Origin of the sequence: Dyadobacter sp. 676 (assembly GCF_040448675.1) — a bacterium.
In the GTDB taxonomy this organism is placed as follows: Bacteria; Bacteroidota; Bacteroidia; order Cytophagales; family Spirosomataceae; genus Dyadobacter.
Genome location: NZ_CP159289.1, coordinates 2,071,425 through 2,095,799 on the forward strand (window position 1 = coordinate 2,071,425; position 24,375 = coordinate 2,095,799).

General features: G+C 50.7%; 22 protein-coding genes. 15 read left to right on the forward strand and 7 right to left on the reverse strand.

What is annotated here, in order from left to right:
* Positions 1-11: 11 nt before the first annotated feature.
* A complete protein-coding gene (locus ABV298_RS09275) occupies positions 12-1,466 on the reverse strand; it encodes an SGNH/GDSL hydrolase family protein (RefSeq protein ID WP_353721856.1) in 1,455 nt (484 codons plus the stop codon).
* Positions 1,467-1,642: 176 nt separating this feature from the next.
* On the opposite strand from ABV298_RS09275, the gene ABV298_RS09280 reads away from it, so the two are divergent.
* Complete coding sequence (locus ABV298_RS09280) at positions 1,643-1,909, forward strand: helix-turn-helix transcriptional regulator (protein ID WP_353721857.1); 267 nt, start codon at positions 1,643-1,645, stop codon at positions 1,907-1,909.
* A gap of 45 nt (positions 1,910-1,954) precedes the next feature.
* On the opposite strand, the gene ABV298_RS09285 is transcribed toward ABV298_RS09280, so the two are convergent.
* The gene (locus tag ABV298_RS09285) at positions 1,955-4,051 is read right to left on the reverse strand and encodes a carboxy terminal-processing peptidase (protein WP_353721858.1); all 2,097 of its coding nucleotides are present in this window, start codon (positions 4,049-4,051) and stop codon (positions 1,955-1,957) included.
* Between the two features lie 42 nt (positions 4,052-4,093).
* Positions 4,094-4,852 carry an FKBP-type peptidyl-prolyl cis-trans isomerase gene (locus ABV298_RS09290; RefSeq protein ID WP_353721859.1) on the reverse strand — a complete coding sequence of 253 codons (759 nt, stop codon included), beginning with the start codon at positions 4,850-4,852 and terminating at the stop codon, positions 4,094-4,096.
* A 290-nt stretch (positions 4,853-5,142) separates the two neighbouring features.
* On the opposite strand from ABV298_RS09290, the gene atpA reads away from it, so the two are divergent.
* From atpA to ABV298_RS09330, 8 genes are all read left to right on the forward strand, one after another.
* Positions 5,143-6,720, forward strand: coding sequence for a F0F1 ATP synthase subunit alpha (gene atpA, locus ABV298_RS09295; protein ID WP_353721860.1), 1,578 nt, complete (start codon positions 5,143-5,145; stop codon positions 6,718-6,720).
* A gap of 88 nt (positions 6,721-6,808) precedes the next feature.
* Positions 6,809-7,693: an ATP synthase F1 subunit gamma gene (atpG, locus tag ABV298_RS09300; RefSeq protein WP_353721861.1), complete on the forward strand. Its 885-nt coding sequence runs from the start codon at positions 6,809-6,811 to the stop codon at positions 7,691-7,693.
* Between the two features lie 201 nt (positions 7,694-7,894).
* The gene (locus ABV298_RS09305) at positions 7,895-8,020 is read left to right on the forward strand and encodes a hypothetical protein (protein WP_353721862.1); all 126 of its coding nucleotides are present in this window, start codon (positions 7,895-7,897) and stop codon (positions 8,018-8,020) included.
* Positions 8,021-8,042: 22 nt separating this feature from the next.
* On the forward strand, positions 8,043-8,627 hold the full coding sequence (locus tag ABV298_RS09310) for an outer membrane lipoprotein-sorting protein (RefSeq protein ID WP_353721863.1): 585 nt from the start codon (positions 8,043-8,045) through the stop codon (positions 8,625-8,627).
* Between the two features lie 129 nt (positions 8,628-8,756).
* Positions 8,757-9,284 carry a YceI family protein gene (locus ABV298_RS09315; RefSeq protein ID WP_353721864.1) on the forward strand — a complete coding sequence of 176 codons (528 nt, stop codon included), beginning with the start codon at positions 8,757-8,759 and terminating at the stop codon, positions 9,282-9,284.
* Positions 9,285-9,467: 183 nt separating this feature from the next.
* Positions 9,468-10,463, forward strand: a complete 996-nt coding sequence (locus ABV298_RS09320; protein WP_353721865.1) for a GHMP kinase — start codon at positions 9,468-9,470, stop codon at positions 10,461-10,463.
* A gap of 151 nt (positions 10,464-10,614) precedes the next feature.
* A complete protein-coding gene (gene galU / locus ABV298_RS09325) occupies positions 10,615-11,478 on the forward strand; it encodes a UTP--glucose-1-phosphate uridylyltransferase GalU (RefSeq protein WP_015814067.1) in 864 nt (287 codons plus the stop codon).
* Positions 11,479-11,497: 19 nt separating this feature from the next.
* On the forward strand, positions 11,498-12,187 hold the full coding sequence (locus tag ABV298_RS09330; protein ID WP_353721866.1) for an SDR family NAD(P)-dependent oxidoreductase: 690 nt from the start codon (positions 11,498-11,500) through the stop codon (positions 12,185-12,187).
* Here the strand turns inward: ABV298_RS09330 and ABV298_RS09335 are convergent.
* Together ABV298_RS09335 and ABV298_RS09340 are read right to left on the reverse strand one after the other, a co-directional pair.
* A complete protein-coding gene (locus ABV298_RS09335) occupies positions 12,184-12,609 on the reverse strand; it encodes a hypothetical protein (protein WP_353721867.1) in 426 nt (141 codons plus the stop codon). The genes ABV298_RS09330 and ABV298_RS09335 overlap by 4 nt on opposite strands.
* A 152-nt stretch (positions 12,610-12,761) precedes the next feature.
* A complete protein-coding gene (locus ABV298_RS09340; protein ID WP_353721868.1) occupies positions 12,762-14,054 on the reverse strand; it encodes a hemolysin family protein in 1,293 nt (430 codons plus the stop codon).
* A 145-nt stretch (positions 14,055-14,199) separates the two neighbouring features.
* Here ABV298_RS09340 and ABV298_RS09345 point away from each other — a divergent pair, with 145 nt between their 5' ends.
* From ABV298_RS09345 to ABV298_RS09365, 5 genes are all read left to right on the forward strand, one after another.
* A complete protein-coding gene (locus ABV298_RS09345; RefSeq protein ID WP_353721869.1) occupies positions 14,200-15,405 on the forward strand; it encodes a DUF763 domain-containing protein in 1,206 nt (401 codons plus the stop codon).
* Positions 15,406-15,728: 323 nt separating this feature from the next.
* Entirely contained in the window at positions 15,729-15,992 is a 264-nt protein-coding gene (locus ABV298_RS09350) for a Uma2 family endonuclease (protein WP_353721870.1), read from the forward strand.
* Positions 15,993-16,159: 167 nt separating this feature from the next.
* Positions 16,160-19,591, forward strand: a complete 3,432-nt coding sequence (locus ABV298_RS09355; RefSeq protein ID WP_353721871.1) for a PVC-type heme-binding CxxCH protein — start codon at positions 16,160-16,162, stop codon at positions 19,589-19,591.
* A 235-nt stretch (positions 19,592-19,826) separates the two neighbouring features.
* Positions 19,827-20,858 carry a hypothetical protein gene (locus ABV298_RS09360; protein ID WP_353721872.1) on the forward strand — a complete coding sequence of 344 codons (1,032 nt, stop codon included), beginning with the start codon at positions 19,827-19,829 and terminating at the stop codon, positions 20,856-20,858.
* Positions 20,859-20,884: 26 nt separating this feature from the next.
* Positions 20,885-21,229 carry a hypothetical protein gene (locus ABV298_RS09365; protein ID WP_353721873.1) on the forward strand — a complete coding sequence of 115 codons (345 nt, stop codon included), beginning with the start codon at positions 20,885-20,887 and terminating at the stop codon, positions 21,227-21,229.
* Between the two features lie 4 nt (positions 21,230-21,233).
* Here the strand turns inward: ABV298_RS09365 and ABV298_RS09370 are convergent, their stop codons facing one another.
* Together ABV298_RS09370 and arfB are read right to left on the reverse strand one after the other, a co-directional pair.
* Positions 21,234-22,475 carry an MFS transporter gene (locus ABV298_RS09370; RefSeq protein ID WP_353721874.1) on the reverse strand — a complete coding sequence of 414 codons (1,242 nt, stop codon included), beginning with the start codon at positions 22,473-22,475 and terminating at the stop codon, positions 21,234-21,236.
* Positions 22,476-22,489: 14 nt separating this feature from the next.
* Complete coding sequence (arfB, locus tag ABV298_RS09375; protein WP_353721875.1) at positions 22,490-22,897, reverse strand: alternative ribosome rescue aminoacyl-tRNA hydrolase ArfB; 408 nt, start codon at positions 22,895-22,897, stop codon at positions 22,490-22,492.
* Positions 22,898-23,014: 117 nt separating this feature from the next.
* On the opposite strand from arfB, the gene ABV298_RS09380 reads away from it, so the two are divergent.
* Positions 23,015-24,265, forward strand: a complete 1,251-nt coding sequence (locus ABV298_RS09380; RefSeq protein ID WP_353721876.1) for a DUF6600 domain-containing protein — start codon at positions 23,015-23,017, stop codon at positions 24,263-24,265.
* The last annotated feature ends 110 nt before the right edge of the window (positions 24,266-24,375 follow it).

The window sequence follows — 24,375 nt, forward strand, 5'->3', positions numbered from 1 at the left end:
TATACAAATGGTCAATGCTTTTTAAACTGACTGAATTCGGAAATTGTCAGCAAAGGGATACGGGTATTATAGTGTTTGTTGATAACCTTGATCCATTCATTAGCAATCACAGCTTGTCCTAACGCTGTCGGATGCAGGCCATCATCAGAGAAGAAGTTACCGTTAGGATAAGAAGGATCTATCCTGACACCGTCGTCAGTAACGAACTGCCCATCCAAAATACGCTTGTAAATTCCGTGCAGATCGACAATGGGATATTCAAACTTTGCAGCCAGATTTCTGATCAAGTCATTTAATGAATTATTCAAATCAAAAACACTGAGTTCGTCTTCGGTCAAGATATCTTTACTTTCGAGGGGACTTTGCGGAGATATCCCGCGCTTGCACTCAGAGCTTGAAAACAGCGCTTCGACATTTTGGGTGGGCAATAGCAAGTCGGTATCCTTTACCTCAACCAGGAATTGCGGAGATCCTTTTGACTTTTCAAAGAGATCATCGCTAATCATGGCGTAAAGTGCCGCACCTTCATTGTGTTGACGCGCCATTGAAGGAGTAACGAAATGGAAGTACGGAAAGTCGATGATGTCTGGGACAGTTGCGAGGATAACTTTTGAATTGGCATTTTTTAGCCCAACTAACAGATGTATCAGCGGGTTTCCCTCCTCATTGATGGCTGCAAATGGCAACGAAGATGTTTTATAGCCGCCTGTTGTCGCATAGATAATGAAGTCATCAATGCCCAGTTCGATTGTACACAAATCTGACTTCTGGCTCAAGGCATAGTCAAGTACGCGGGTATCCCATTGCGAATCAACACTCTCCGAAAGATACCGTCGAAAGAAATGGCGGTACTGAAAATCATAGGGAATCGACGGAATTAAATCACAATTATGCCGCCAGTCCTGCCGCTCGCCGAAAGCAAAGATTCCTGCAAACGGCAATCCAAGATTATCAACCCTTCCACTATACGCATTAAAGGTGAGCGTCTCGGACTGAATGATTGCTGAACCTCCTGCTACTTTTTGAAATGTTGGAAATGGGCTTGTTCGTACCTCTTTGAAATATTCGGATCCGTTGGCCTCTTCGCGTCTGAACAATGGCTGGGCAAAGTCCTTTAACGCCATCTGCCTGGCAATCAAGTTCGGATAAGAAGTAAGTTGGGCAAATCGATAAAGGCCTCCGTTTCGTAAGCCGGCTGTCAGCGACCCGCCGATTGCCAGATAGCGCAGCTCCTTATCTGAAGAGGATAATAGACTTGTTTCGCTCGCTGGCGGGTTATTAAGCTCGTCGAAAAGATTTTCGGAAATCGTATCAGGCGCGGCAGAATCAGCGCCGACCGGAAAAGGCAGTTTTTGTGCAAGTAATATGTTCTTGCAAACGCTTTCCTTTTGGACAAGAGCCATCTGAAGTGCGAAGGCCGAAACAGAACAAAAAAGGCATGCGCAGCTAGTTAAAAGTTTTTTCATGGCAGTAAATAGAAATGATCAATGGAGATAACTCTACAAAGAGACGAATCTATTTTTAGCACACAAAAAAAGAACCGGTTGTACTTTACACCTACGCCGGTTGTACTTTACAACTTGATCATCAACTGTAAATGATATACTTTGCAGTATTCCTTCCTCCACACACTCGCGCTTATATGGCAAATTTTTCCCGAACGATTCGTGCGGTACGCATGATGAAAGGTGTTAAGCAAGCTGAAATCGCCGACCTCTTAGAGGTTCGGCAACAGTCGGTAAGTAAGTTGGAAAATGGCAAGACACGCATTTCAAGGGCGGTTGCCGACAAAATCGCCAGGTACCTTGGTTTCAGTAACAGTGCCGAAATGGAAACCTTTTATGAAAAATATGTAAATAAAAGCCAAGCTGAGATCGACACCATGGACGAATCGGCCCCGCGTAAATGAAAAAGCACGGACCTCACAGCCCGTGCTCCAATAAAATATCAGATTTTACTTCTTCTTAGTACCCGCCAGACTCGGCTCCTTCGAGATTACGATCAGGTCCGCAAGTATTCTGCCGGTTTCGGTTAGGTAAATATCCTTTTTCTTCTTCACATCTTTCGGCGCTTCGGCGGCCTTGGGGTCGGTTTCCTCTTCGTCGTCGCCGTCTACGTTATCCTCCCCGAGCTGTTTCATAGCCGCGCGTTTCTTTTCAGCTTCCTCGCGCTCTGCCTTGCGTTTCGACTCCTGCAACGACACGATCTTGTTTTCACGCGCCTGCTTGAAATCTTCCAGCGTTTTTACAAGCGTTTTCAATTCCTCGTCGGTTTTGAGCCGGTGCTTGTATTTGTCGCGAATCTGCTCGATGATCTTCGGATTGACATTGCCGGTCACCTTGTAGTCCGATGATGCGATCTGGTCCCAGGGCAGTGCGCTCGGTTGTGAGCCTTCTCCATATTCATTTACTTTGAATGCGGTGGGCAGTTCCAGATCCGGCGTCACTCCTTTCAGCTGTGTACTGCTGCCGTTAATGCGGTAGAATTTCGCAACGGTAAGTTTTACCTGCCCAAGCTGTTCCGGCTCTTTCGGCACCCATTGGTTCAGGTCGATCAGCGTTTGAACGGTTCCTTTACCATAAGTTTGCTCGCCGACGATCACGCCCCGTTTGTAATCCTGGATCGCCGCCGCGAAAATTTCGGAAGCCGAAGCACTGAAACGGTTCACCATCACGGCCAACGGGCCGTCGTAGGCGATGCCAGGATCATTATCCGACTGTACTTCCACTTCTCCCTGACTTTCCTTGACCTGTACAACCGGGCCGCGGTTAATGAACAGTCCGGTCAACGAAACCGCCTCGGTTAACGAACCGCCTCCGTTATTGCGAAGATCGATGACGATCCCATCCACGTTCGATGCCTGCAAATCGGTAATCAGTTTCTGAACGTCGCGGGTTGTGCTCGAAAACTCCTTTTCGCGGTGCTGTGCGCCTTCAAAATCCCGATAGAACAGCGGAATGTCGATCACACCGATCTTGTAGTCCTTATTACCATTATTGATAGAAACTATTTCGCTCTTCGCACGCTGCTCTTCCAGCTTGATCTTCTCGCGAACAAGGCGGTATTCCTTCGGCGGCGCGCCCGGCAATGCATCCGCAGAGATTACCTGTAAACGTACGACGGTCGCTTTGGGCCCTTTGATCAATTTCACCGCGTCGTCCACAAACCAGCCGACGATGTCGACAAATTTACCTTCATCGCCCTGAGCAACACCGATGATCTTGTCTTCTTTCTTAAGTTGTTTTCCTTTGAATGCCGGCCCGCCAGGGATTACTTCGACGATTTTGATATAATTATCCTCTTCACGAAGCAATGCGCCGATACCTTCCAGCGACTGGCTCATTTCCTGCTTGAAACGGTCCGCCGAAGTAGGCGCCATATAGCTGGTGTGCGGATCGAGCGACTCGGCATAGGCGTTCATAAACATCTGGAACACCTGTTCGGTACGGATACGGCCAAGCGCACGGTCGCGGGTTTTGTAGCGGTCACGCAGGGTGGATATCACGGCAGTGTCCGCTTTCCCCGACAGTTTGAGGTCTAATGCCTCGCTTTTGAGGTATTTGCGCCAGGTATCGTTCAGTTCGTCCGTATTTTTGGCCCATGCTGCCTTTTCGCGGTCGGTATTCATGGATTCATCCTCTGTAAAATCGAATGGCTTCGGTTCTTTCAGCAAGGTCTGAATGTAAGCGCTGCGTTCCTGATAGCGCTTTCTGAATACATTATATATCTGAAAAGGAACGTCCAATTCCCTCTTTTGCAAATAATCGTCGAATGAGTTCTTATACTGCTCGAATTCCGCGATATCGCCGGCCAGGTAATAGAGCTTCCCGTGGTCTATCGCATCGATGTACTTATCGAACATTGCGGCCGAAAGCGAATCGCTCAGCTTTGTCTTTCTATAATGAAAGCTCGATAGTATCCTCGTTGCCACTTCCTCCGCCTTGTATTGCGCTGGAATCGGCTTGATATCTTCATCCATGGAGACGGCCGCCGGCGCGGTCAAGCTCCACTCGTTCCTGAACAGGGCCCCGCTGCCAACCCAGCAACACAACCGGAATAAGAGTGATAAGATACTTTTTCATTTGCACGTTTGCTATTTTACGATTTCCAATAATTCCACCTCAAACACCAGAGCTGAATATGCCGGTATCTGAGGCCCTGCCGCACGCTCACCGTAAGCCAGCTGATATGGAATGAAAAGCTTCCATTTCGATCCGACAGGCATTAACTGAAGCGCCTCGGTCCATCCTTTGATCACGCCATTGACCGGAAACTCTACGGGCTCGCCTCTGTCGACCGAGCTGTCAAAAACCGTTCCATTAGTCAATGTGCCATGGTAGTGTGTCTTTACTTTATCCGTTGCGGTAGGCTTAGGGCCCTCGCCTTGTTTGATAACTTGATATTGCAGGCCGCTTTCGAGCGTCACTACGCCGTCCTTTTTCTTGTTTTCTTCCAAAAACTTCTCGCCTTCCTTGCGCACTGCGGCACCTTTCTCTTCCATCATCTTTGTGAAATACCCCTGGATGAACATATTTGCCTCATCAGGCGTAAATGCCGTTTTTTCACCTTTCAATGCTGCTTTCACAGTCTGTGTGAGCAGGTCGCTATTGAGATCGCTGATGCCTTGGGAGGACAACGAATTTGCGAAGCTTACCCCGATTGCCGCCGACAAAGAGTCGGCCTTTGTCTTCAATGTTGCAGGTGCTGTCGTTGTTTTCGCAGGTGTTGCCGCTGATTTCTTTACAGTTGCGGCGGGTTTGGTTGTTTTTTTGATAGTCTGTGCTGTGCCTTCCGCGGTTGCCAATACTCCAAATGCCAGGGCTGCTAAAATGGTTTTTTCTAATTTGTACATTGTACTGATGGACGGTCGAAAAGATTAAAATTTAATATGTAAGTGTTATTAACGATCTCAATTACAACAAAAACACAATCAGTACCTAAAAAAAGTTTTAAAAATGTTATTAGAAGCTGATAAACGGTAATTTAGCACTCCGCGGCGCTCTTCCGCTCCCTTCCTTGGAAAAATCTAATTTTATATCACAGGTTTTAACCGAATTGATATGTTTTTACCAAAATAAAACTCTACCTTTGCACCAGTTTTCAGAAAACTTACTACTATACTCTAAATAAGTCAATTATACTATGGTATCTGTTAGACCGGATGAAGTTTCGGCCATCCTGCGCGAACAACTTGCAGGCGCTAGATCAGAAGCAGAACTCGAAGAAGTAGGAACAGTCCTTCAGGTTGGTGACGGTGTTGCCCGCATTTATGGTCTTTCCCAGGTACAGGCAGGTGAGCTGCTTGTTTTCGAGAACGGCCTTAAGGCCCTTGCTCTTAACCTTGAGGAAGACAACGTCGGAGCCGTATTGCTGGGGGATTTCAGTGACATCAAAGAGGGTGCGACTGTAAAACGTACCAAAGAAATCGCTTCCGTGAAAGTGGGTGACGGAATCGTCGGTCGTGTGGTGAACACGCTGGCCGAGCCGATCGACGGAAACGGACCTATTGTTGGCGAGACTTTCGAGATGCCTATCGAGCGTAAAGCGCCGGGGGTTATCTATCGCCAGCCGGTAACCGAGCCGCTTCAAACGGGTATCAAAGCGATCGACGCGATGATCCCCATCGGACGCGGACAACGCGAGCTGATCATCGGTGACCGCCAGACAGGTAAAACTGCGGTAGCGATCGATACAATCATTAACCAGAAGGAATTCTACGACAAAGGAGAGCCTGTTTACTGTATCTACGTAGCCTGCGGCCAGAAAGCTTCGACTATCAAGTCGATCGAAGCTACCCTCCGCAAATACGGCGCGATGGATTACACCGTGATCGTGGCGGCCGCTGCCTCGGATCCTTCTCCCATGCAATTCTATGCTCCGTTTACAGGTGCGGCGATTGGCGAGTACTTCCGCGACACCGGCCGTCCTGCACTCGTAATCTACGACGACCTTTCGAAACAGGCGGTAGCATACCGCGAGGTGTCCCTGCTCCTCCGTCGTCCTCCGGGCCGCGAGGCTTACCCAGGTGACGTATTCTACCTCCACAGCCGCCTTCTGGAGCGTGCTGCGAAAATAATCGCCGACGACAGCATCGCTGCTAACATGAACGACCTTCCGCCTTCATTGAAAGGTAAAGTAAAAGGTGGTGGTTCATTGACAGCCCTTCCGATCATCGAAACACAGGCTGGTGACGTTTCGGCTTACATTCCTACGAACGTAATTTCGATCACCGATGGCCAGATCTTCCTCGAATCCAACCTGTTCAACTCGGGTATCCGTCCTGCGATCAACGTAGGTATCTCGGTATCACGTGTGGGTGGTAACGCGCAGATCAAATCGATGAAGAAAGTTTCGGGCACCCTGAAACTGGACCAGGCGCAGTTCCGCGAGCTCGAAGCATTCGCGAAATTCGGTTCCGACCTCGATGCCGCTACCAAGCTGGCGATCGACCGGGGACGCCGCAACCAGGAAGTTTTGAAACAAGCTCAATACGCGCCGGTTCCTGTTGAATTGCAGGTAGCGACCGTTTACGCATCCACCAAAGGTTTGCTGGATAACGTGGATGTAGCACGCGTGAAAGAATTCGAAAAGGATTTCACCACCGTATTGGCTAGCCAGAATAAAGAAGCACTCGCTGCTTTGCGTGCCGGAAAACTGGACAACAGCGTGACAGACGTTATCGAGAAAGTAGCTAAAGAAGTTGCTGTAAAATATCGTTAACCGGTAAAAATGCCGGAGCGGGACCCGTTCCGGCATTTTCCTAGTACATATATAATAGGATCACCGGATCGCTTAAAACACCCAGAAAATGGCCAGCTTAAAAGAAGTACGTAACCGTATCGTTTCGGTTAATTCCACACAGCAGATCACCAAAGCCATGAAAATGGTGGCGGCAGCCAAGCTGCGTCGTGCACAGGACAGCATTCTGCAAATGCGCCCCTACGCACAGAAGCTTGGTGAAATGCTTCTGACAGTTTCGTCAGGATCGGAAAGCGCTGCCGACAGCCCGTTGAAAGCCGTTCGCCCGGTAGAAAAGGTGCTGATCGTAGTCGTAACCTCCGACCGTGGATTGTGCGGAGCATTCAATACCAATATTATCAAAGCTACTATCCAGCTGATCGAGTCGAAATATGCGGCTCAGGCGGCGAAGGGAAATGTAGAGATTTTTGCCATCGGTAAAAAAGGCGCGGAATCGCTCGTACGCCGCGGCTTCACCGTGAATACAGCTTATACCGACCTTTTCGGCCGTTTGAGCTTTGTAAACGTGAAAAGCGCAGCCGAAGAAATCATGAGGGATTTCTCGGAAGGCCGTTACGACGCTGTGGACATCGTGTACAACGAATTTAAAAACGTGGCGACACAGATCATCCACACCGACCCGTATTTGCCGATCGTAGCTGAAAACAAATCGACCAGGTCGAAAAAGACCGAGGTTAACTATATTTTCGAACCGACCGAAGAGGAAATCCTCGCGGAATTAATTCCGAAATCGCTGAAAATCCAGTTATACCGTGCCGTTCTAGAATCCAATGCATCGGAACAGGGAGCACGTATGACAGCGATGGACAAAGCAACGGAAAACGCCCAGGAGCTGCTGAAAGAACTGCGTCTGATCTACAACCGTACGCGTCAGGCAGCGATCACGAAAGAGATCCTCGAAATCGTAGGCGGTGCCGAAGCATTGAAAAACTAGGGTTACCTTCAACCATATTCCAAACGGCCGGATCGCAACAATCCGGCCGTTTTTTTGTTTATTTACTAATACCCTAACCACCTGACAACACCTGACAACACCTGACTACTCCTGACAACACCTGACTACTCCTGACTACTCCTGACTATTCTTGACTATTCTTGACAACAACTGACAAACATTACCAACCAACCACACCATATGCAACATTCCAAAAGCCTTTTCAAACTACTCGCATTCCTGGTTTTTACCTGCATTGGCAACGCCATGAACGCGCAGAATCTCGACGACATTGTAGCCAAACACGTGAAAGCCATGGGGGGGTGACAATCTCGGCAAACTGCAAAGCATGAAGATCACCGCGGAGATGGACATTATGAATATGAAAGTGCCTATCACGACGACGATCGTTCAAAACAAAGGTTTCAGAAGTGAGAGCACTGTGCAGGGCATGACTGTCGTGCAGGCTGTCAATGGCGACAAGGGTTGGAGCATTAACCCCGCGACCGGCAATACGAAACCCACAGCACTTCCCGAGGATGCGGTAAAATCGATGGCAAATGAAACCGACCTTACCGGTCTGTATAATTATAAGGAAAAAGGCTACAAACTGACGCTCGACGGTGAGGAAGACCTCGCCGGCGCAAAGGTATACAAGGTGACCATGATTTTGCCCAACGGCGTCCGGCGGATCAACTACATTTCGAAAGACACCTTTTACATCCTGAAAATCGTTGCCCAGACGAAGATGAACGGGCAGGATGTGATGTCGGAAAACATCCAATCCGATTTCCGGGCAGTGGACGGCATCTATTATCCGTTTATGTCCGAAGTAACCACCTCGGCGATGCCAGGCACGAAGATGGGCCTTAGAATTACTTCCCTCGAAGTAAACCCTAAAATAGACCCCAAAATCTTCGAAATGCCTCAATAACAGCACTCAAAATAGTCCCTGAAATCCCGGAATAATTTTTTTCGGGATTTTTTTTATGCATTTGAAACTAATATTTACAAATAGATGTATATACATTAAATGTCAATACACATAAAAACAATAAAGACAATGGCTACTACTAAATGGGTAATCGATCCAACACATTCCGAAATCCAGTTTAAAGTGAAACACCTGGTAATCTCCACTGTAACCGGCGCATTCAACAGCTTCGAAGGTGGGGTTGAGACTGAAAATGAAGACTTCGACGGCGCAACCGTCCATTTTTCTGCGGATGTAGAAAGCATAGATACCAAGCAGGAACAACGCGACCAGCACCTGAAATCGGCCGATTTCTTCGATGCCGAGAACCACCCTAAACTGTCGTTTACAGGTAAACTGTCTAAAAAAGGCGGTGACAGCTATAAACTGCATGGTGACCTAACTGTAAAAGGTATTACCAAACCAGTCGATTTTGCGGTAGAATATGGTGGTAACATGACCGACTTTTACGGCAACAACAAGTCGGGCTTCGAGATTTCAGGTAAAATCAACCGGAAAGAGTTCGGCCTCGAATGGAGCGCGGTAACCGAAGCGGGCGGCGTGGTCGTAGGCGACGAGGTGAAGCTGATCGCGAACGTTCAGGTTGTAAAGCAATAAATCAATAAACCGTTCCTCTTACTAAAAGCGTGGATATTTTTATCCGCGCTTTTTTTGTTTCCAGCCGGTTCGTTCATAGATTTCAAGTTGTATTGGGTAAAAATTTGAAATACCTGCTTATAGGGGCAAAATGGCATTTTATCGTCCAGATAGTTATTACTTCCGGTTAAACACGCATTTACATTGATCATTGAAACACGCGCCTATGCCCGTGCGGGGCTTTTAGGCAATCCTTCCGATGGCTTTTTCGGCAAGACGATTTCCATATCTGTAAGAAATTTCGGTGCTTCCGTCTCGCTGTACGAATCGCCCGAGCTGCATATCGAGCCGCAACCGCAGGATCTGAATACCTTCCGGAGCATTTTTCACCTCCGCGATTCGGTGAATATGCTGGGCTACAACGGCGGTATCCCGCTCATTAAAGCCGGTATCAAAAAATTCGGCGACTATTGCGAAGAGAATGGTATCCGGCTTCCCAACAAGAACTTTACCGTCCGTTACCGTTCGTCGATCCCGCGGCAGGTCGGCATGTCGGGTTCCAGCGCGATCATCGTCGCATTGTTCCGGGCATTGATGCAATTTTACAAGGTCGAAATACCCCTCGAAATACTGCCGCAGCTGGTAATGGTAACCGAAACCGAAGAGCTCGGCATTACCGCCGGCTTGCAGGACCGCGTGATCCAGTGTTACGAAGGTTGTGTGTATATGGATTTTGATAAAACGATGATCCAGACACAGGGCCACGGCCGTTACGAGCGCATTAACCCTGAGCTGCTGCCGAAACTGTATGTGGCCTACAATACCAATCTCAGCAAAGTTTCAGGCAAGGTGCACAACGACGTGCGCACGCGCTACGACCGCGGGGAAAAAGAGGTGATCGACGTACTGGCCCAAATCGCACAGAAAGCCGAAGACGGCCGAACGGCATTGCTGGAAGGCCGCCCGGACGATCTGCACCAGCTCATGAATGAAAATTTCGACCTGCGTTGTAAAATTTATAACGTCCCCGAATCCAACAAGAAGCTGATCAATGCAGCACGCGCCTGCGGTGCCTCCGCCAAATTTGCCGGCTCCGGCGGTACCATTATCGGCATCTACAAGGACGACGACATGCTGAACCAGCTATTCGTGCAGTTGAAAAAATTTAACGCACGGGTGATCAGGCCGTTTGTGGTTTGATGGCTGTCGGCTGTCGGCTGTCGGCTGTCGGCTGTCGGCAACAAACTTGCACAGGTCTATTTTTACTCATATTTATTAAGAAAAAGGCTAAAAGCCGAAATTAACCACAAAAAAGGCCGACGGCCGAAAGCCGAAAGCCGAAGTACTCACAATGATTCGCAAAGCCGTTATACCTGCCGCCGGGCTGGGGACCCGATTCCTGCCGGCAACCAAATCGATGCCTAAAGAAATGCTCCCGATTATCGACATTCCTACCATTCAATATGTGGTACAGGAAGCCGTGGATTCGGGTATCGAAGATATTCTGATCATTTCCGGAAAGGGCAAACGCGCCATAGAAGACCATTTCGACCGGAATGTGGAGCTTGAAAGCCGTCTGGAAGAGAAGGAGGATTTACTGTGGTTCAATGAAATGCGCCGTCTGGCCGATATGGCCAATGTGCATTTTGTACGCCAAAAAGAGGCTAATGGCCTTGGCGACGCCATTTATTACGCGCGCCACCATGTTGGTAACGAGCCGTTTGCAGTACTGCTCGGCGACACTATCATGGATTCAGTGATCCCGGTAACGCAGCAATTAATGGACACCTACGAACAATACGGCGGCTCGGTGATCGCCGTGGAAGAAGTCCCGGCGAATAAAGTAAACCGCTACGGAATTGTAGGCGGAAACTCGTTGAGCGACTCGATTCTGGAACTGAGCACGCTCGTCGAAAAACCCGCGATCGACAAAGCCCCGTCTAACCTTGCCATTGCCGGTCGTTACGTGCTCACCCCGGAGATTTTCAATACCATCGAGCAAACGCCCAAGGGCAAAAACAATGAAATCCAGCTCACCGACTCGCTGTTGCTCCTTTTGAAGCGTGAGAATATCTTTGCACACCATATCGAAGGCAAGCGCCACGATATCGGCGATAAACTGGATTACCTCAAAACAACCGTCGAATTCGCGTTAAAAAGAAAGGAATTCGCTGAACCATTCCGTAAATTCCTGGTTGATATTCTAAACAAATAAGCATTCCAAAGCCATAACCATGCCCAAACAAGTCATCGTCAGCGGAGCCACCGGAAACCTCGGTAAAGATGTTGTCAAAAAACTAACGGAGCTTGGTTATGGCTTGCATATCAACGTCCGTGAGGGCAAAACGGACGCTTATGCCGACAATGCACACGTTTCGAACTACCTCGCCGACCTCGCCGATGCCGGGCAGGCCGAACTGTTCGTAGCCAAAGCAATCGCCAGCGCCGGCCGGATCGAAGCCGGCATATTGCTCGCAGGCGGTTTCGCCATGGGGCGACTCGCCGACACTACCGACGCCGACATCGAGCGAATGCTGACGATGAATTTCAAAACGGCATTTCACGTTGTGAAGCCTCTGATGAAACACTTCAAAGCGAACGGAGGCGGCCAGTTCATCTTCATAGGAGCACGTCCTGCGCTCGCGCCCGAAACGGGCACCGGAAGTTTCGCTTATACACTCTCGAAAACGCTCATTTTCCAGATGGCCGATCTTATCAATGCCGAGGGGAAATCGAAGCACATTACGGCAACCGTAATCGTTCCCAGCATTATCGACACGCCCGATAACCGCACCGCTATGCCCGGCTCCGATTTCAGCAAATGGGTCCCCGCCGCCGATTTGGCCGAAGGCGTCGCTTTTGTATTAAGTGATACGGGCAAAAAGTTGCGGCAGACTGTTTTGAAACTTTATAACGAAGCCTAATTTTTCTTCAAAACCGGGTTGTAGTCGATTTCAATTTCGCGTCGTCCATCGGGCCCGGCCTCGCCGATCGACACCCGTTCCACGCTCTCCGCATTTTCCTTTATCTCTTTTTCTGCCCTCTTCTTGTTTTTAATGCGCTTTCCATTCAGAAAATAGGATACGCTGTCCGCAGGGAAATCAAAGGCCCCGAAATATTGGGATTTCATGATAACGGAATAGGACGAAGCCCTCGGTAGAAAATCACCCTGCATTGTTTGCGGAACAACCAGGTCGTTCATATGGGCAGGGTCGAGCCTGATTTGTTCATAAGCGGGAGAATGCCCGTCGATTGTGCCGCCACTCCTGCGCGCACAACCCACCAGCACCATCATCACACCGACAGCAAGCAGGCCATTAGCATATTTACCAAATCCCTCGAACATAAGACAGCACTCGTTCATACTCAACCAAAACCAACTATACCCGACAACACCTGACTACACACCTCACCAAACTTGACCACCTGACTACAACTAACTACGCTTGACCATACCTGACTACTCCTGACCACACCTCCTAACCACCACGCCAACACCTAACCTTCCAAAACCGCAATCTTCACCTGGGAAATCGTACTCCGCTGTTTTTTAAGCACAGTAAACTCATAATGTTTCGTTCTGACCTTCTCGCCCACCGCCGGAATCCGGCCGCATTTCCAGATCAGGTAACCGGCTAGCGTCTCGTAGTCGGGGCGCTTGGTAATGTCGTGCGGCAGCCTGTCGTTCAGGTCGGCGATGGATGCCGCGCCCTGCACGGTATAGGTATTGTCGGCTTCGTTTTTAACGATCGGGGCCTCATTATCGTATTCGTCCTGGATCTCCCCAACCAATTCTTCCAGAATGTCTTCCATTGTCACAATGCCGTCCACGCCGCCGTACTCGTCGACGATCACGGCCATTTGCTGGCGGTTCACCTGGAACTCACGCAACAATGCTCCGATTGGTTTTGAGCCGTGCACCGTAGCGACCGGCCTTATCAGCTCGCGCAGCACGATCTCCTTACCTTGCCGCATTTTAAGCAGCAAGTCTTTCAAATGCAAAACACCGATCACCTGGTCCAGCGTATCTTCGTAAACCGGCATCCTGGAATAGCCTTCTTCTATAATTTTTTCGAGTTTGGCTTCAGGGAAATCGTTCACGTCGATCCCCACTACCTGAGGCCGGGGGATCATAATCTGCCGCGCGACCCGTTCCGAGAAATCGAAGGCATTTTTGATCAGGTCATAATCCGCCGCTTCGATCATCCCGCTTTCCTTCTGCTGTTGAACCAGATAGCGCAGTTCGTCGCTGCTATGCACCTCGCTGCCATGCGACGGTGTGATCCCGACTCCTTTCAGAATCACATTCGCGATTCCATTCAGCAGCCACACCACCGGCCTGAATATCAGGAAAAAACCATGCAGCGGATAGGACAAAGCCAAGGTCGTCGACTCCGGCCGCTGAATCGCGATCGACTTGGGAGCGAGCTCGCCAAAAACAATATGCAGAACGGTGATAATGGCGAATGCGGTAGGTAACGCGATGTGGTGCGCCACTTCCGGATCAATGGAAAGGCCTACCAGGTCCATTGCGCCAATGATCATTTTCGAAACGACCGGCTCCCCTATCCAACCCAATCCAAGGCTCGCGAGCGTGATACCAAACTGGGTAGCAGCCAGATAGCCATCAAGATTAGACACAATTTGTTTGGAAAGAATGGCCATCCGGTTTCCCTCCTGAGCCTTCTGTTCGAGCTGCGAAGCGCGGATTTTAACTATTGCGAACTCGGCAGCGACGAAAAACCCATTCAGCAGAACGAGTACAAGGGTAATGATAACCTGTAAAACCATGGAGGCCGGCGGATCAGTTTTGAGATGAAAATGCGTTTTAAAGCTGCATTTTAGCAAAAAATTGTACCATTGAGAAACCACGCCTGCCATTAATGCATGTCCGGTTACCCGTTACTACCCCGAATTTTCGTAAATTGAGTATCTTATGAAAAGTGGTCATGCCGATTTACCCCTGCATTACGGGAAAGTGCCCGTCTGGCTCGCGCAACGTATGAGCGCGCTCGGCGGCGCCATCGTAGAGGCGATCGTGATGGAATACGGGCGCGACGCATTCCTCCAAAAAATGAGCGATCCGTTCTGGTTTCAGTCGCTGGGTTGTGTGCTGGGAATGGACTGGCATTCGTCGGGCATTACCACTTCGGTCATGGGTGCGTTGAAGCAATCGGTGAACCGAAGATCATCGGAGCTGGGCATTTACATATGCGGCGGCCGGGGTAAATATTCGAGGCAAACCCCTGCGGAGTTGCTGGCCATTGCGGATAAAACAGGCCTGGACGGCAACCTGCTCGTACATCACAGCAAGCTCTCCGCTAAGGTCGATAATACGGCCATTCAGGACGGTTTTCAGTTGTACCTGCATTCATTCGTTCTATCCAGAGAAGGCGATTGGGCGGTAATCCAGCAGGGTATGAACACCGACGACCGGCTTGCACGTCGCTATCACTGGCATTCCCCGAGCGTCCGGTCGTTCATTGAAGAGCCCCATACATTCATTTATGGTCAAAATCACGGCGATATTCTGAACCTTACCGCCAAAGCCGCGGCCCCCACCCGCTCGGGTATTCTCAATCTTACGAAGGAAAATCCCGATAAGGTTATGCGGGAAGTTTCGAAGCTCGTCATGCCCGATCACCACGACGTCCGCGCCGAAGACGTTAACCTGAAACGCCTCGGCGCCGTACTCGCATTGGCGCACGACAATCCGGTCGACAATATGGAGTCGCTGCTGATGCTCGAAGGCGTAGGACCGCGCACGATCCAGTCGCTCACGCTCGTGAGCGAGATCATCCACGGCACGCCGTCGCGTTTCAGCGACCCTGCCCGCTTCTCGTTCGCACACGGCGGCAAGGACGGCCACCCATTTCCGGTGCCCATTACCGTGTACGACGAATCCATCCTCACCCTCGACCGGGCTATTCAACTTGCCAAAATGGGCAATAAGGACAAATCCGATGCTTTGAAAAACCTCTCAAAAGTGTCTGCGCAGCTCGAAAAGGATTTCCAGCCCAATAACCGCTTCAACGACATCGTCCAGCACGAACGGGATACTTCCTGGAAATACGAAGGCCGTACCGTGAAAGGCAAGGTACCAAAGCCAAAAGGCTGGAACGGGCAGTTGGAGTTGTTTTGATCGTGAAGTCTTGATTTAGTAATTTGGAATAGTCTTTGTACTGAATAGCAAGCACAATAGCTGATACTCAAAACTATGATACCGCGTTCCACATCTTCGGTTTTGCCCCGCACGCTGGATGAATTCATTCGGTGGGAGCCCGTCGATGGATTCAAATATGAATGGCACGACGGCAAAATAATCAGATTCGGGAAAGTGAAGAAAAAACACCTCTTCATCATCAGAAGACTGCAACAATTGTTCTTCGGTACAACTGCATTTTCCAAAGGCGGCGCGCTGATTAGGACATCATGCTCAGCGGCATTCAAATGTGCCGGCCGGATTTGGCCCTTTTCTCCGGTAAACAAATCGACGCCTCTGCCAAATCCGACGAAGAGCCCATTCCCGAATTTCTCATAGAAGTAATCTCACCGACCGACGACGCCGAAAAAGTCGAAGAAAAACTGGCTGAATACTTTAGTTCGTCCGTCAAAGTCGTTTGGCACATTTATCCCGACAACGAGGTAGTACGTTTATTCTTCAAAAAATGTCAAAATCTGCACAGAACAGGACATTTGTTCGGCATATCCGGTGATGGAAGATTTTGAAATTTCGGTGGGTGAATTGCTGTCGATCAAATTGCCAAATAATCACCTTTCCAAGGTATATCTGCATTCTTTCGAGGTGGTAAAAGCAATTATTCGCTCCATTTTTAATTCCTTTGTACCCGGTTTATAAACTGAACCTGAATAATCTGCATTAAGCAACGTCCTCAATGATCTCCAAAAAAAATCTCAAAACACCTCTGACCCTGATGGCGGCTACCACGGTGGCGGTAGTGTCGTGTATGAAAATAGCGCCAATGGCTTCGGGGCCGGTGCTGAAAACGAACAGCACGAAAATGGTGGTGAAAGAAGACCCTGCCACCGGCAAAGCAAGAGCCAAAGAAATACGCGAAAAAACGGTCGTTAAACTGGCCGATGGCCTTAAACTCGACCTTTGGGCCTCCGATTCGCTCGCTCCTGACCCCGTTGCAATCGCGATGGACGACGCCGGGCGCGTGTACCTGAACAGAACGAACCGCCAGAAAAACTCCGAATTCGATATCCGCGGCCACCGCAACTGGATTACCGAATCCATCGCATTGCAGACGGTGGAAGACCGGCGAAAATTCCTGCACAAGACTTTTGCGCCCGAAAAAAGCAAGGAAAACAGCTGGTTGAAGGACCTCAACGGCGACGGCTCCCACGACTGGAAAGACCTCGCCGTGGAGAAAGACGAGGTTTGGCGTATCGAAGACACCGATAACGACGGTATCGCCGACGTATCGATGCGCATCCTCGACGATTTCTTCGACGAAGTTTCTGACGTAGCCGGCGGCTTGCTCGTACGCGCGAAAGACATTTTCGTGACGATCGCGCCGGATGTGTGGCGTTTGAGGGATACCAACGGAGACGGCGTGCTGGATGAAAAAACGTCGATCAGCCATGGTTACGGGGTGCATATCGGTTTCAGCGGGCACGGCATGTCGAACCCGATCGAAGGCCCCGACGGCAAGATTTACTGGAACATCGGGGATATCGGGGCCAACATTACTACCGCGGACGGGGTAAAACATGAGCACCCCAACTCGGGGATCATCGCCCGCTCGAACCCCGATGGCAGCGATTTCGAGGTGTTCGCGCACGGTCTGCGCAATACGCACGAGTTTGTGTTCGATGAATATGGTAACCTGATCAGTTCGGACAACGATGGTGACCATCCCGGCGAAAGCGAGCGTCTGGTGCACGTGGTGGAAGGCTCCGACGCCGGCTGGCGCTCCAACTGGCAGTACGGCAAATACACCGACCCAAAAAACAACAGTTACAAGGTTTGGATGGACGAAAAGCTCTTCAAACCGCGCTGGGACGGTCAGGCTGCATACATTATTCCTCCTATTCAAAACTACCACAATGGTCCTACCGGTATGCAATACAACCCCGGAACGGCATTGGGTAAGGAGTGGAAAAACAAATTCTTCCTCGTCGAATTTGTAGGTAACCCGGCCCGTTCGCCGATTTGGTCGTTTGGCTTGAAACCAAAAGGCGCTTCATTCGTGCTGGATGGCGAGAAAAACATCCTTACGGGTATCTTGCCTACCGGTATCCGTTTCGGCCCGGATGGCGCATTGTACGTTGCCGACTGGATCAACGGTTGGGATACCAAAAACTATGGCCGCGTGTGGAAACTCGACGTTACCGACGAGAAAAACGACCTGAAAGCCGTCCGCGCGGAAACCAAGCGTTTGATGCAATTGGATTATACCAAACAATCCGACGATGCATTGCTGCCATTGCTTTCCTATGAAGACATGCGTATTCGCCAGAAAGCGCAGTTCGAACTGGCTTCGAGAGGCGCAAAAGGCGCTGCGGTGCTAAACAAAGCCATCGAACAAAAAAACAACCGGTTCGGCCGCATTCACGGAATCTGGGGAATAGGGCAACTGGCGCGCCAGGATAAGTCTTATGCCAATGTGCTGATGACGTTGCTCAAAGATTCGGACGAAGAAATCGCCGTGCAGGCTGCTAAAGTGCTTGGTGATGCCAAAATCGCGGAAGCCGGCCCGATGCTGATCCCGATGCTGAAAAGCAAAAACCCGCGTGCTCAATTCTTCGCCGCCCAGGCGCTCGGCCGTATCCGCGACAAGAATGCCATACAGCCTTTGCTCGATATGATCAAAGCGAATAACGACGAGGACGTGTATATCCGCCACGCGGGCGTACTCGCGCTTTCGCGCATAGGCGAAGTCGGCCCTATCGTTGCGCTGGCCGACAGCCCCGAAAAATCGCTGCGTATTGCCGGTGTACTGGTGCTGCGCCGCATGCGGAACGAGCAGATCGCCGTATTCCTGAAAGACAAGGACGAATACATTGTGACGGAAGCCGCCCGTGGTATCAACGACGACCTCTCGATCCCGGCCGCATTGCCTGCACTGGCTTCCGTATTGAACGAAACGCGCTTTACTTCCGAGCCATTGCTGCGCCGCTCGATCAACGCCGCGCTGCGCGTGGGTGGTGAGCCTCAGCTGGACGACCTGATCGCATTTACAAAACGAAAAGACGTAAACACTGAGATGCGGGCGGAAGCGTTGGCGACGCTGGGAACCTGGGCCAGTCCTTCGGTAACCGACCGTGTGGATGGCCGTTATCGCGGGCCGATCGAGCGCGACCCGGCTGGTGTGAAAGCGAAGATCAAGCCTATGGTTGCAGATCTTTTACAGGAGAACGAACCGGAAATTCTGATCGCCACCGCAAAAATGCTGACGAATCTTAATGTGAGCGATAACAATGCCGCATTGGCCCAAATCCTCAACGACAGTAAAGATCCCAAAGTGCGCGCTGCCATGCTGGTAGCACTGAACGACCTGAAATATACGGACATGGAAACTGTCATGAAGAAAGGTATGAGCGACTCCGACGCCGATGTGCGGACGGCAGCATTGAGCATGGTAGGAAGCGTGAATATGTCGAAAGAAGCGTTGGCTGATATTTCCAACACTATTTTCGAAAAAGGCAGCGTCCGTGAACAGCAGCAGATCCTGAAAGTGCTGGGAAGCCTGCCGGTAGCGAAAACCGAAACCATTTTCACCGGCCTGATCGGCAAAATGGCGGAGAACAAACTGCCGCAAAACCTGCTGCTTGACCTGGGCGAGGCGGTCGATTCTACCAAATCGAGCACGTTAATCGCTAAAATTGCCCCCCTGCGCAAGCAAGGCAACACCGTTGCCGACTATCAGGATGCGTTGTTCGGCGGGAACGCCCAGGCGGGCCGTCGCTATTTCATGACCAGCTCCGCTGCCGAGTGTGTGCGTTGCCATTCGATCGGCGGGCAGGGCGGAGAAGTGGGACCGAACCTTTCGAACATCGGCAATATCCTCACGCGCGAGCAAATTCTTCAGGCACTTATCGAGCCAAGCGCGCGCCTGTCACCCGGCTTCGGAATGGTGATGCTGACATTAAAAGACGGCACTTCCGCAGCGGGCATTCTGGCGCAGGAAAACGAGCACGAGCTCGTATTGAAAACTTCGGAAGCGGAGCCATTGAAAATCGCCACCTCGCGCATTGCGAAGCGGGAAAACGTACCGTCGAGCATGCCGCCGATGGGGAACATTATGTCGAAAAGAGAAATCCGCGATGTTGTGGAGTTCCTATCGACATTGAAGAAGTAACCGCAACACCTATAAAGGAACCCCGGGATTTAGATTCCGGGGTTTATTTTGATTAATGGATAATTTGCTCTTGTATATTGTTATCATCGCGATTTGAATATATTTGAAAACCTTCTCTTCCCCACGCGTGACACATTTTCATGTCAAGTTGATAGTGATCTTCAATGACAAAATCGAAGCATTCAACCAACGGCGGGCAGGCACGATTTTAATTTCATCAACACAAAAAATCTGAATGGAACTCGACAAGAAAGAAGCCGAAATCGTAAACCGGGCGATTCAATCCTGGGAAGATGAGGCACGTATTTCCAGGGAACTGGCAACAGAACTTCGCGGCAGTTACAAAGTAAGAAACGCGAATGTGGACGCAATTGCCGTGTACGCATTGATTTCCGCCGTTTCCTGCGGGTTATTGGCCTTTGGTGCGCTGGTACTGGATGAAAAATGGATCGAGTTGTTGCGCAAACGGTGGGGATTTTCGGAAAACATCGTCGGCATCCTGTTCACATTTGTGGCAGCGTTATTCGTATATCTTGCCAAACGGCGGCTTGGTAAAACGCAGGGCGCGGGAATCAGCAACGAAGTTTACAATATCGCCATAATCCTGACGGTCGCGATTGCCATTACCTACTGGACGCGCGGGCTGCTCGACGGCCCCGGCAATTATGCATTACCACTGCTATTTGCATCCGTTGCCTACGGGGTTGTCGCGATATTCCTGCGGTCGACGTTGCTTTGGGTAACGGCCATTGTCGCGCTGGCCGGCTGGTGGGGCGCACAAACGCATTACTGGTCGGGAGGCAGTTTTCGTTTCCTGGGGATGAACTACCCTCTCCGAATGACGGTATTCGGACTGGCTGTCTGGGTGTCGTCATGGGTGATAGGCCAGGTCCGTTCGCTGGCATTTTTGAATGATGTCACCTACACCGTCGGATTGTTTTTATTCCTGGTTGCTGGCTGGACGCTTTCGATTTTTGGTAACTATGCCGATTACGAGGGTTGGAAAGCGCTTAAACAAAGCCATTTCTGGTTTTGGGCATTGAGCTTCACGCTCGTCCTCGCCGGAATGCTTTATTATGCATTTCAATACAGGCAGGAAACGCTTCGCGATCTTTGCCTGGTGTTCTTTTTGCTGAATATTTATACCCGCTATTTCGAATATTTCTGGGACCGGACCAATGCCGGGATTTTCTTTGCATTGCTGGCGTTGTCCTTCTGGTTTGTGGCCAAAAAAGCCGAGCAATGGCGCGGCAAAACGGCAGGATAACCTATCTTTCAGTTGAAACAAATACCATGAGCAATATCAGACCCATCCGCGGCGAAGAACTCGACCTGATCCATTTTCTCCTCGAAAAACTAAACCTCGACCCCATCGATTACCCGGTCAATGAAATGGTGGACGAATACGAGGGTGGCAAAATGGGCAGCATCAGTCTCGGCGGTGATGTGAACGGTTATGCCGGCGACCTCATCCAGGCCGAGTATCTGGATATCGACGATACGCCGGTCGTTATCACATTAACGCAGGATACCAGTGGCCGGTTACTCGACCTCGATTTCTGGAAGGTCGATTTTTCCAAACTGCTGGAATACCCCACGCCCGATAAGCTGGTATTCGGAAAAGCTGCGGGAGAATAAGCTATTAGTCTTCTTCGTAATCCAGCTCCTTGCCGTAGGTTTCCTCCATTCGCCAGAGCGAAAGCAATGCCAGCGAAAAGCAAAGTGCCGCCACAATGGCCCCCGAGTGCAATACACCGGAACCCTTTTTCAGGAACTGGAACAATGGCAGCGTAAGCAGCACGGTAGCCCGTACATTGTTGGCAACAGAGGTCGTAACCGTAGCGCGGAGGTTGGTGCCGAATTGCTCGGCCGTAGTGGTCAGGAACATGGCAATGTAACCAATCGAAAAGCCGAGCCAAACGTAGCAGATATACAATGTACCGGCGTTGTCGATACCGCCCGAAAGCAGCCAGACGACACCGGCGAGCGTCATGAGCATCATTAACAAAATGGCTTTTTTGCGCGAGCGCAGCCATTGGCTCAGCACTCCGCTGAAAAAGTCGCCTGTGACCACGCCTATGTAGGTGTATAACACGCAGGTACCCGCCTGAACCTCCTCCGCAATGCCCAGCGCTTTGGCAAACTCATTGCCGAATGTCGAGTAAATGCCGATGATCATGTATGTCGGCAGCCCGATTCCCATGCACCGCATATAGCGTACAAACCGCGACCAGCTCGTGAAAATCGTCCACCACGGTACAGGTTTTGAGCCGCGCTTTTCGAGGCTTTTATTAAAAACAATGGATTCGAGCACATTTACACGGAGGATTAGCAGGATCAGGCCCATTCCGCCGCCGATGAAATAGGCCATTCGCCAGTCGGTGAGCTTCACGGCGAAGAACGCCGCAATGGCCCCGGCGAGGCCCACGCTTGCCACTACGGACGCTCCGTAACCGCGCAATTCCCTGGGAAGGATTTCGGCGATCAGCGTAATGCCTGCACCCAGCTCGCCCGCCAGCCCGAAACCCGCGATAAATCTCAGAACTGAATATATTTCAATATTTTGGGTAAAACCGCAAGCGATATTCGCGAGGGAATAGGTTAATATCGAACCGAAAAGCACCGACCGGCGGCCGAGTTTATCCCCTAAAATCCCCCATAAAAAACCGCCGATCAGCAACCCTGCCTGCTGCCAGTTATAAATATTCGCACCGATCTGCGAAATTTCCTCTTCCGAAAGTCCGAGGTCTTTCAAGCTCGGCACGCGCACGATATTGAATAGCAGCAGGTCGTACACATCCACGAAATATCCGAGGGATGCTACGATGACGGGCAAAGTGAGGACGGCACTGAGTTTGGGTTGGACAGGAGTGACGGCGGTCATAAAAGTGTTTTCGTTTATTCTTCAAAAGGCTTGCGGCGCATTGATTTAACGGCGGCCGTGCGCTGCTTAGCCTTCAATCTTTCGAGCTTGGAAGCCAATGTCGGCTTGGTCGCTTTCCGGTCCTTTTCAACGGTAAGCGCCTGACGGATAAGCCTATCGAATTTCTCGACGACCTTCTCCTTGTTGGCTAGCTGCGAGCGCTCGGTCTGGTGGTATAATACGAGCACTTTACCGTTCGTTAATCGGTTGGATAATTTTTCGGTTAGCTTTTGCTTGTCCTCGCCGGTCAGGAATTGCGAATTCGGAATATCAAAACGCAGTTCTACCTTTGTTTCGACCTTATTCACATTTTGCCCTCCGCTACCACCGCTCCGGGCCGTCTGGAAAACCAGTTCGGAGTGCAGGATTTCAGGATCGATCATTCTCTTAAAGTTTTGTTAACACGTGTTAATGTCCGGCGAGACCATTAAACCAGCATCTAAAAGTAACGTCCAAGAACCGATTTTTAACAACAGGAAAACAATTTAACATATCAAGCCATGGACACCATGCGTACACTAAGGATATTCGGCCTGTTTATTTTAATGCTGGGAGGTGTTTCGGTTTCAAACAAAACCCAGGCACAGCCCGGTTTCAGGATCACATTTGAGACTTTTTACGACGAGCTCGCCCCCTACGGCCGATGGATGCGCAATCCACAGTACGGTTCGGTATGGATCCCCGACGTTCCCCGCGGCTTCCAGCCCTATTCTACCGCCGGCTACTGGGAGGTGACCGAATATGGCAATACCTGGGTTTCGGAATATGAATGGGGATGGGCACCGTTCCACTATGGCCGCTGGTCGTACGATGACTATTACGGCTGGTTCTGGGTGCCAGATTACGAATGGGGCCCTGCCTGGGTTAACTGGCGTTCCGGTGGCGGCTATTACGGCTGGGCACCGCTCGGCCCCGGCGTTAGCATCAACGTATCGATCAACATTCCGTCCTTCTGGTGGGTGTTCGTACCGCAACGCTACATTACCAGCCCACGTTGGCATTCGTACTGCGTTCCCCCACGACGCGTGTCGCACTACTACAACAACACGGTTGTGATCAATAATTATTACCGTAGCAACAACCGTACATATATATATGGTCCGCGCCGCGACGAAATCGAACGCGTAACCCGCAGAAGCGTACCCGTACGCACCATCGACGCCAGCCCAAGAGGCCGTGGACGGGTGATCATCGCCGACCGCGGAAACGACCGCTACGATTATGGTGTCCGGAACGACCGCGGCGGTCGTGTAATCGATGCCAATCCCCGTATCGACAGAAGCAACCGCAACGACGACAACCGCGTCGAACCGGGTGACAATTCAAGACGTGGTTCGCGAAACCCATTCGAAGACCGTGGCAATAGCCGTTCGGAACGCAACCGCGAAACGGCGCCTATCGAAAACCGTAATGACCGTTTTGAAGCGCCCAATCCCGGCCGGAACGACCGTTACGAGGCCCCTAACCGCTCGGAACGCAGCCGTGGCGACTTCCCTGGCAACAGTCCTGAACGGATAAACCGGTCGGAACGGATGGAAAGGCCGAACGTGGAACGCCCCGAACGTATGGAGCGAAGCAACCGTTCATTTGAGCCTGCGCCCCGCACGGAACGCCAGGAACGAAGCGCTCCCGAGCCGCGCGGTAACGACCGTGGCAACCGGGGAGGCGATAATGGCGGGGGCCGTGGCGGCGATAACGGTAACCGCGGAGGCGGTGGTTCCAGCGAACGCAGCGGCCGAGGACCAAGATAATTTTCAACCCTTAACACAAAAACAACCCGGCGGGATAGTAGTATTCTCCGCCGGGTTGTTTTTGTTTATCAATACTTTCGATTTACGCTTTGAAAACAGATAAAAATGTT

What these genes read in the sequence shown, in the direction of transcription:
- atpG (WP_353721861.1), top strand. Translation starts at nt 6,809, where the DNA reads ATGGCCAGCTTAAAAGAAGTACGTAACCGTATCGTTTCGGTTAATTCC.
- ABV298_RS09280 (WP_353721857.1), top strand. Translation starts at nt 1,643, where the DNA reads ATGGCAAATTTTTCCCGAACGATTCGTGCGGTACGCATGATGAAAGGT.
- arfB (WP_353721875.1), bottom strand. Translation starts at nt 22,897, where the DNA reads ATGATCGATCCTGAAATCCTGCACTCCGAACTGGTTTTCCAGACGGCC.
- ABV298_RS09355 (WP_353721871.1), top strand. Translation starts at nt 16,160, where the DNA reads ATGATCTCCAAAAAAAATCTCAAAACACCTCTGACCCTGATGGCGGCT.
- ABV298_RS09290 (WP_353721859.1), bottom strand. Translation starts at nt 4,852, where the DNA reads ATGTACAAATTAGAAAAAACCATTTTAGCAGCCCTGGCATTTGGAGTA.
- atpA (WP_353721860.1), top strand. Translation starts at nt 5,143, where the DNA reads ATGGTATCTGTTAGACCGGATGAAGTTTCGGCCATCCTGCGCGAACAA.
- ABV298_RS09275 (WP_353721856.1), bottom strand. Translation starts at nt 1,466, where the DNA reads ATGAAAAAACTTTTAACTAGCTGCGCATGCCTTTTTTGTTCTGTTTCG.
- ABV298_RS09305 (WP_353721862.1), top strand. Translation starts at nt 7,895, where the DNA reads ATGCAACATTCCAAAAGCCTTTTCAAACTACTCGCATTCCTGGTTTTT.
- ABV298_RS09315 (WP_353721864.1), top strand. Translation starts at nt 8,757, where the DNA reads ATGGCTACTACTAAATGGGTAATCGATCCAACACATTCCGAAATCCAG.
- ABV298_RS09310 (WP_353721863.1), top strand. Translation starts at nt 8,043, where the DNA reads ATGAAGATCACCGCGGAGATGGACATTATGAATATGAAAGTGCCTATC.
- ABV298_RS09370 (WP_353721874.1), bottom strand. Translation starts at nt 22,475, where the DNA reads ATGACCGCCGTCACTCCTGTCCAACCCAAACTCAGTGCCGTCCTCACT.
- ABV298_RS09345 (WP_353721869.1), top strand. Translation starts at nt 14,200, where the DNA reads ATGAAAAGTGGTCATGCCGATTTACCCCTGCATTACGGGAAAGTGCCC.
- ABV298_RS09330 (WP_353721866.1), top strand. Translation starts at nt 11,498, where the DNA reads ATGCCCAAACAAGTCATCGTCAGCGGAGCCACCGGAAACCTCGGTAAA.
- ABV298_RS09365 (WP_353721873.1), top strand. Translation starts at nt 20,885, where the DNA reads ATGAGCAATATCAGACCCATCCGCGGCGAAGAACTCGACCTGATCCAT.
- ABV298_RS09360 (WP_353721872.1), top strand. Translation starts at nt 19,827, where the DNA reads ATGGAACTCGACAAGAAAGAAGCCGAAATCGTAAACCGGGCGATTCAA.
- ABV298_RS09380 (WP_353721876.1), top strand. Translation starts at nt 23,015, where the DNA reads ATGGACACCATGCGTACACTAAGGATATTCGGCCTGTTTATTTTAATG.
- ABV298_RS09340 (WP_353721868.1), bottom strand. Translation starts at nt 14,054, where the DNA reads ATGGTTTTACAGGTTATCATTACCCTTGTACTCGTTCTGCTGAATGGG.
- ABV298_RS09335 (WP_353721867.1), bottom strand. Translation starts at nt 12,609, where the DNA reads ATGTTCGAGGGATTTGGTAAATATGCTAATGGCCTGCTTGCTGTCGGT.
- galU (WP_015814067.1), top strand. Translation starts at nt 10,615, where the DNA reads ATGATTCGCAAAGCCGTTATACCTGCCGCCGGGCTGGGGACCCGATTC.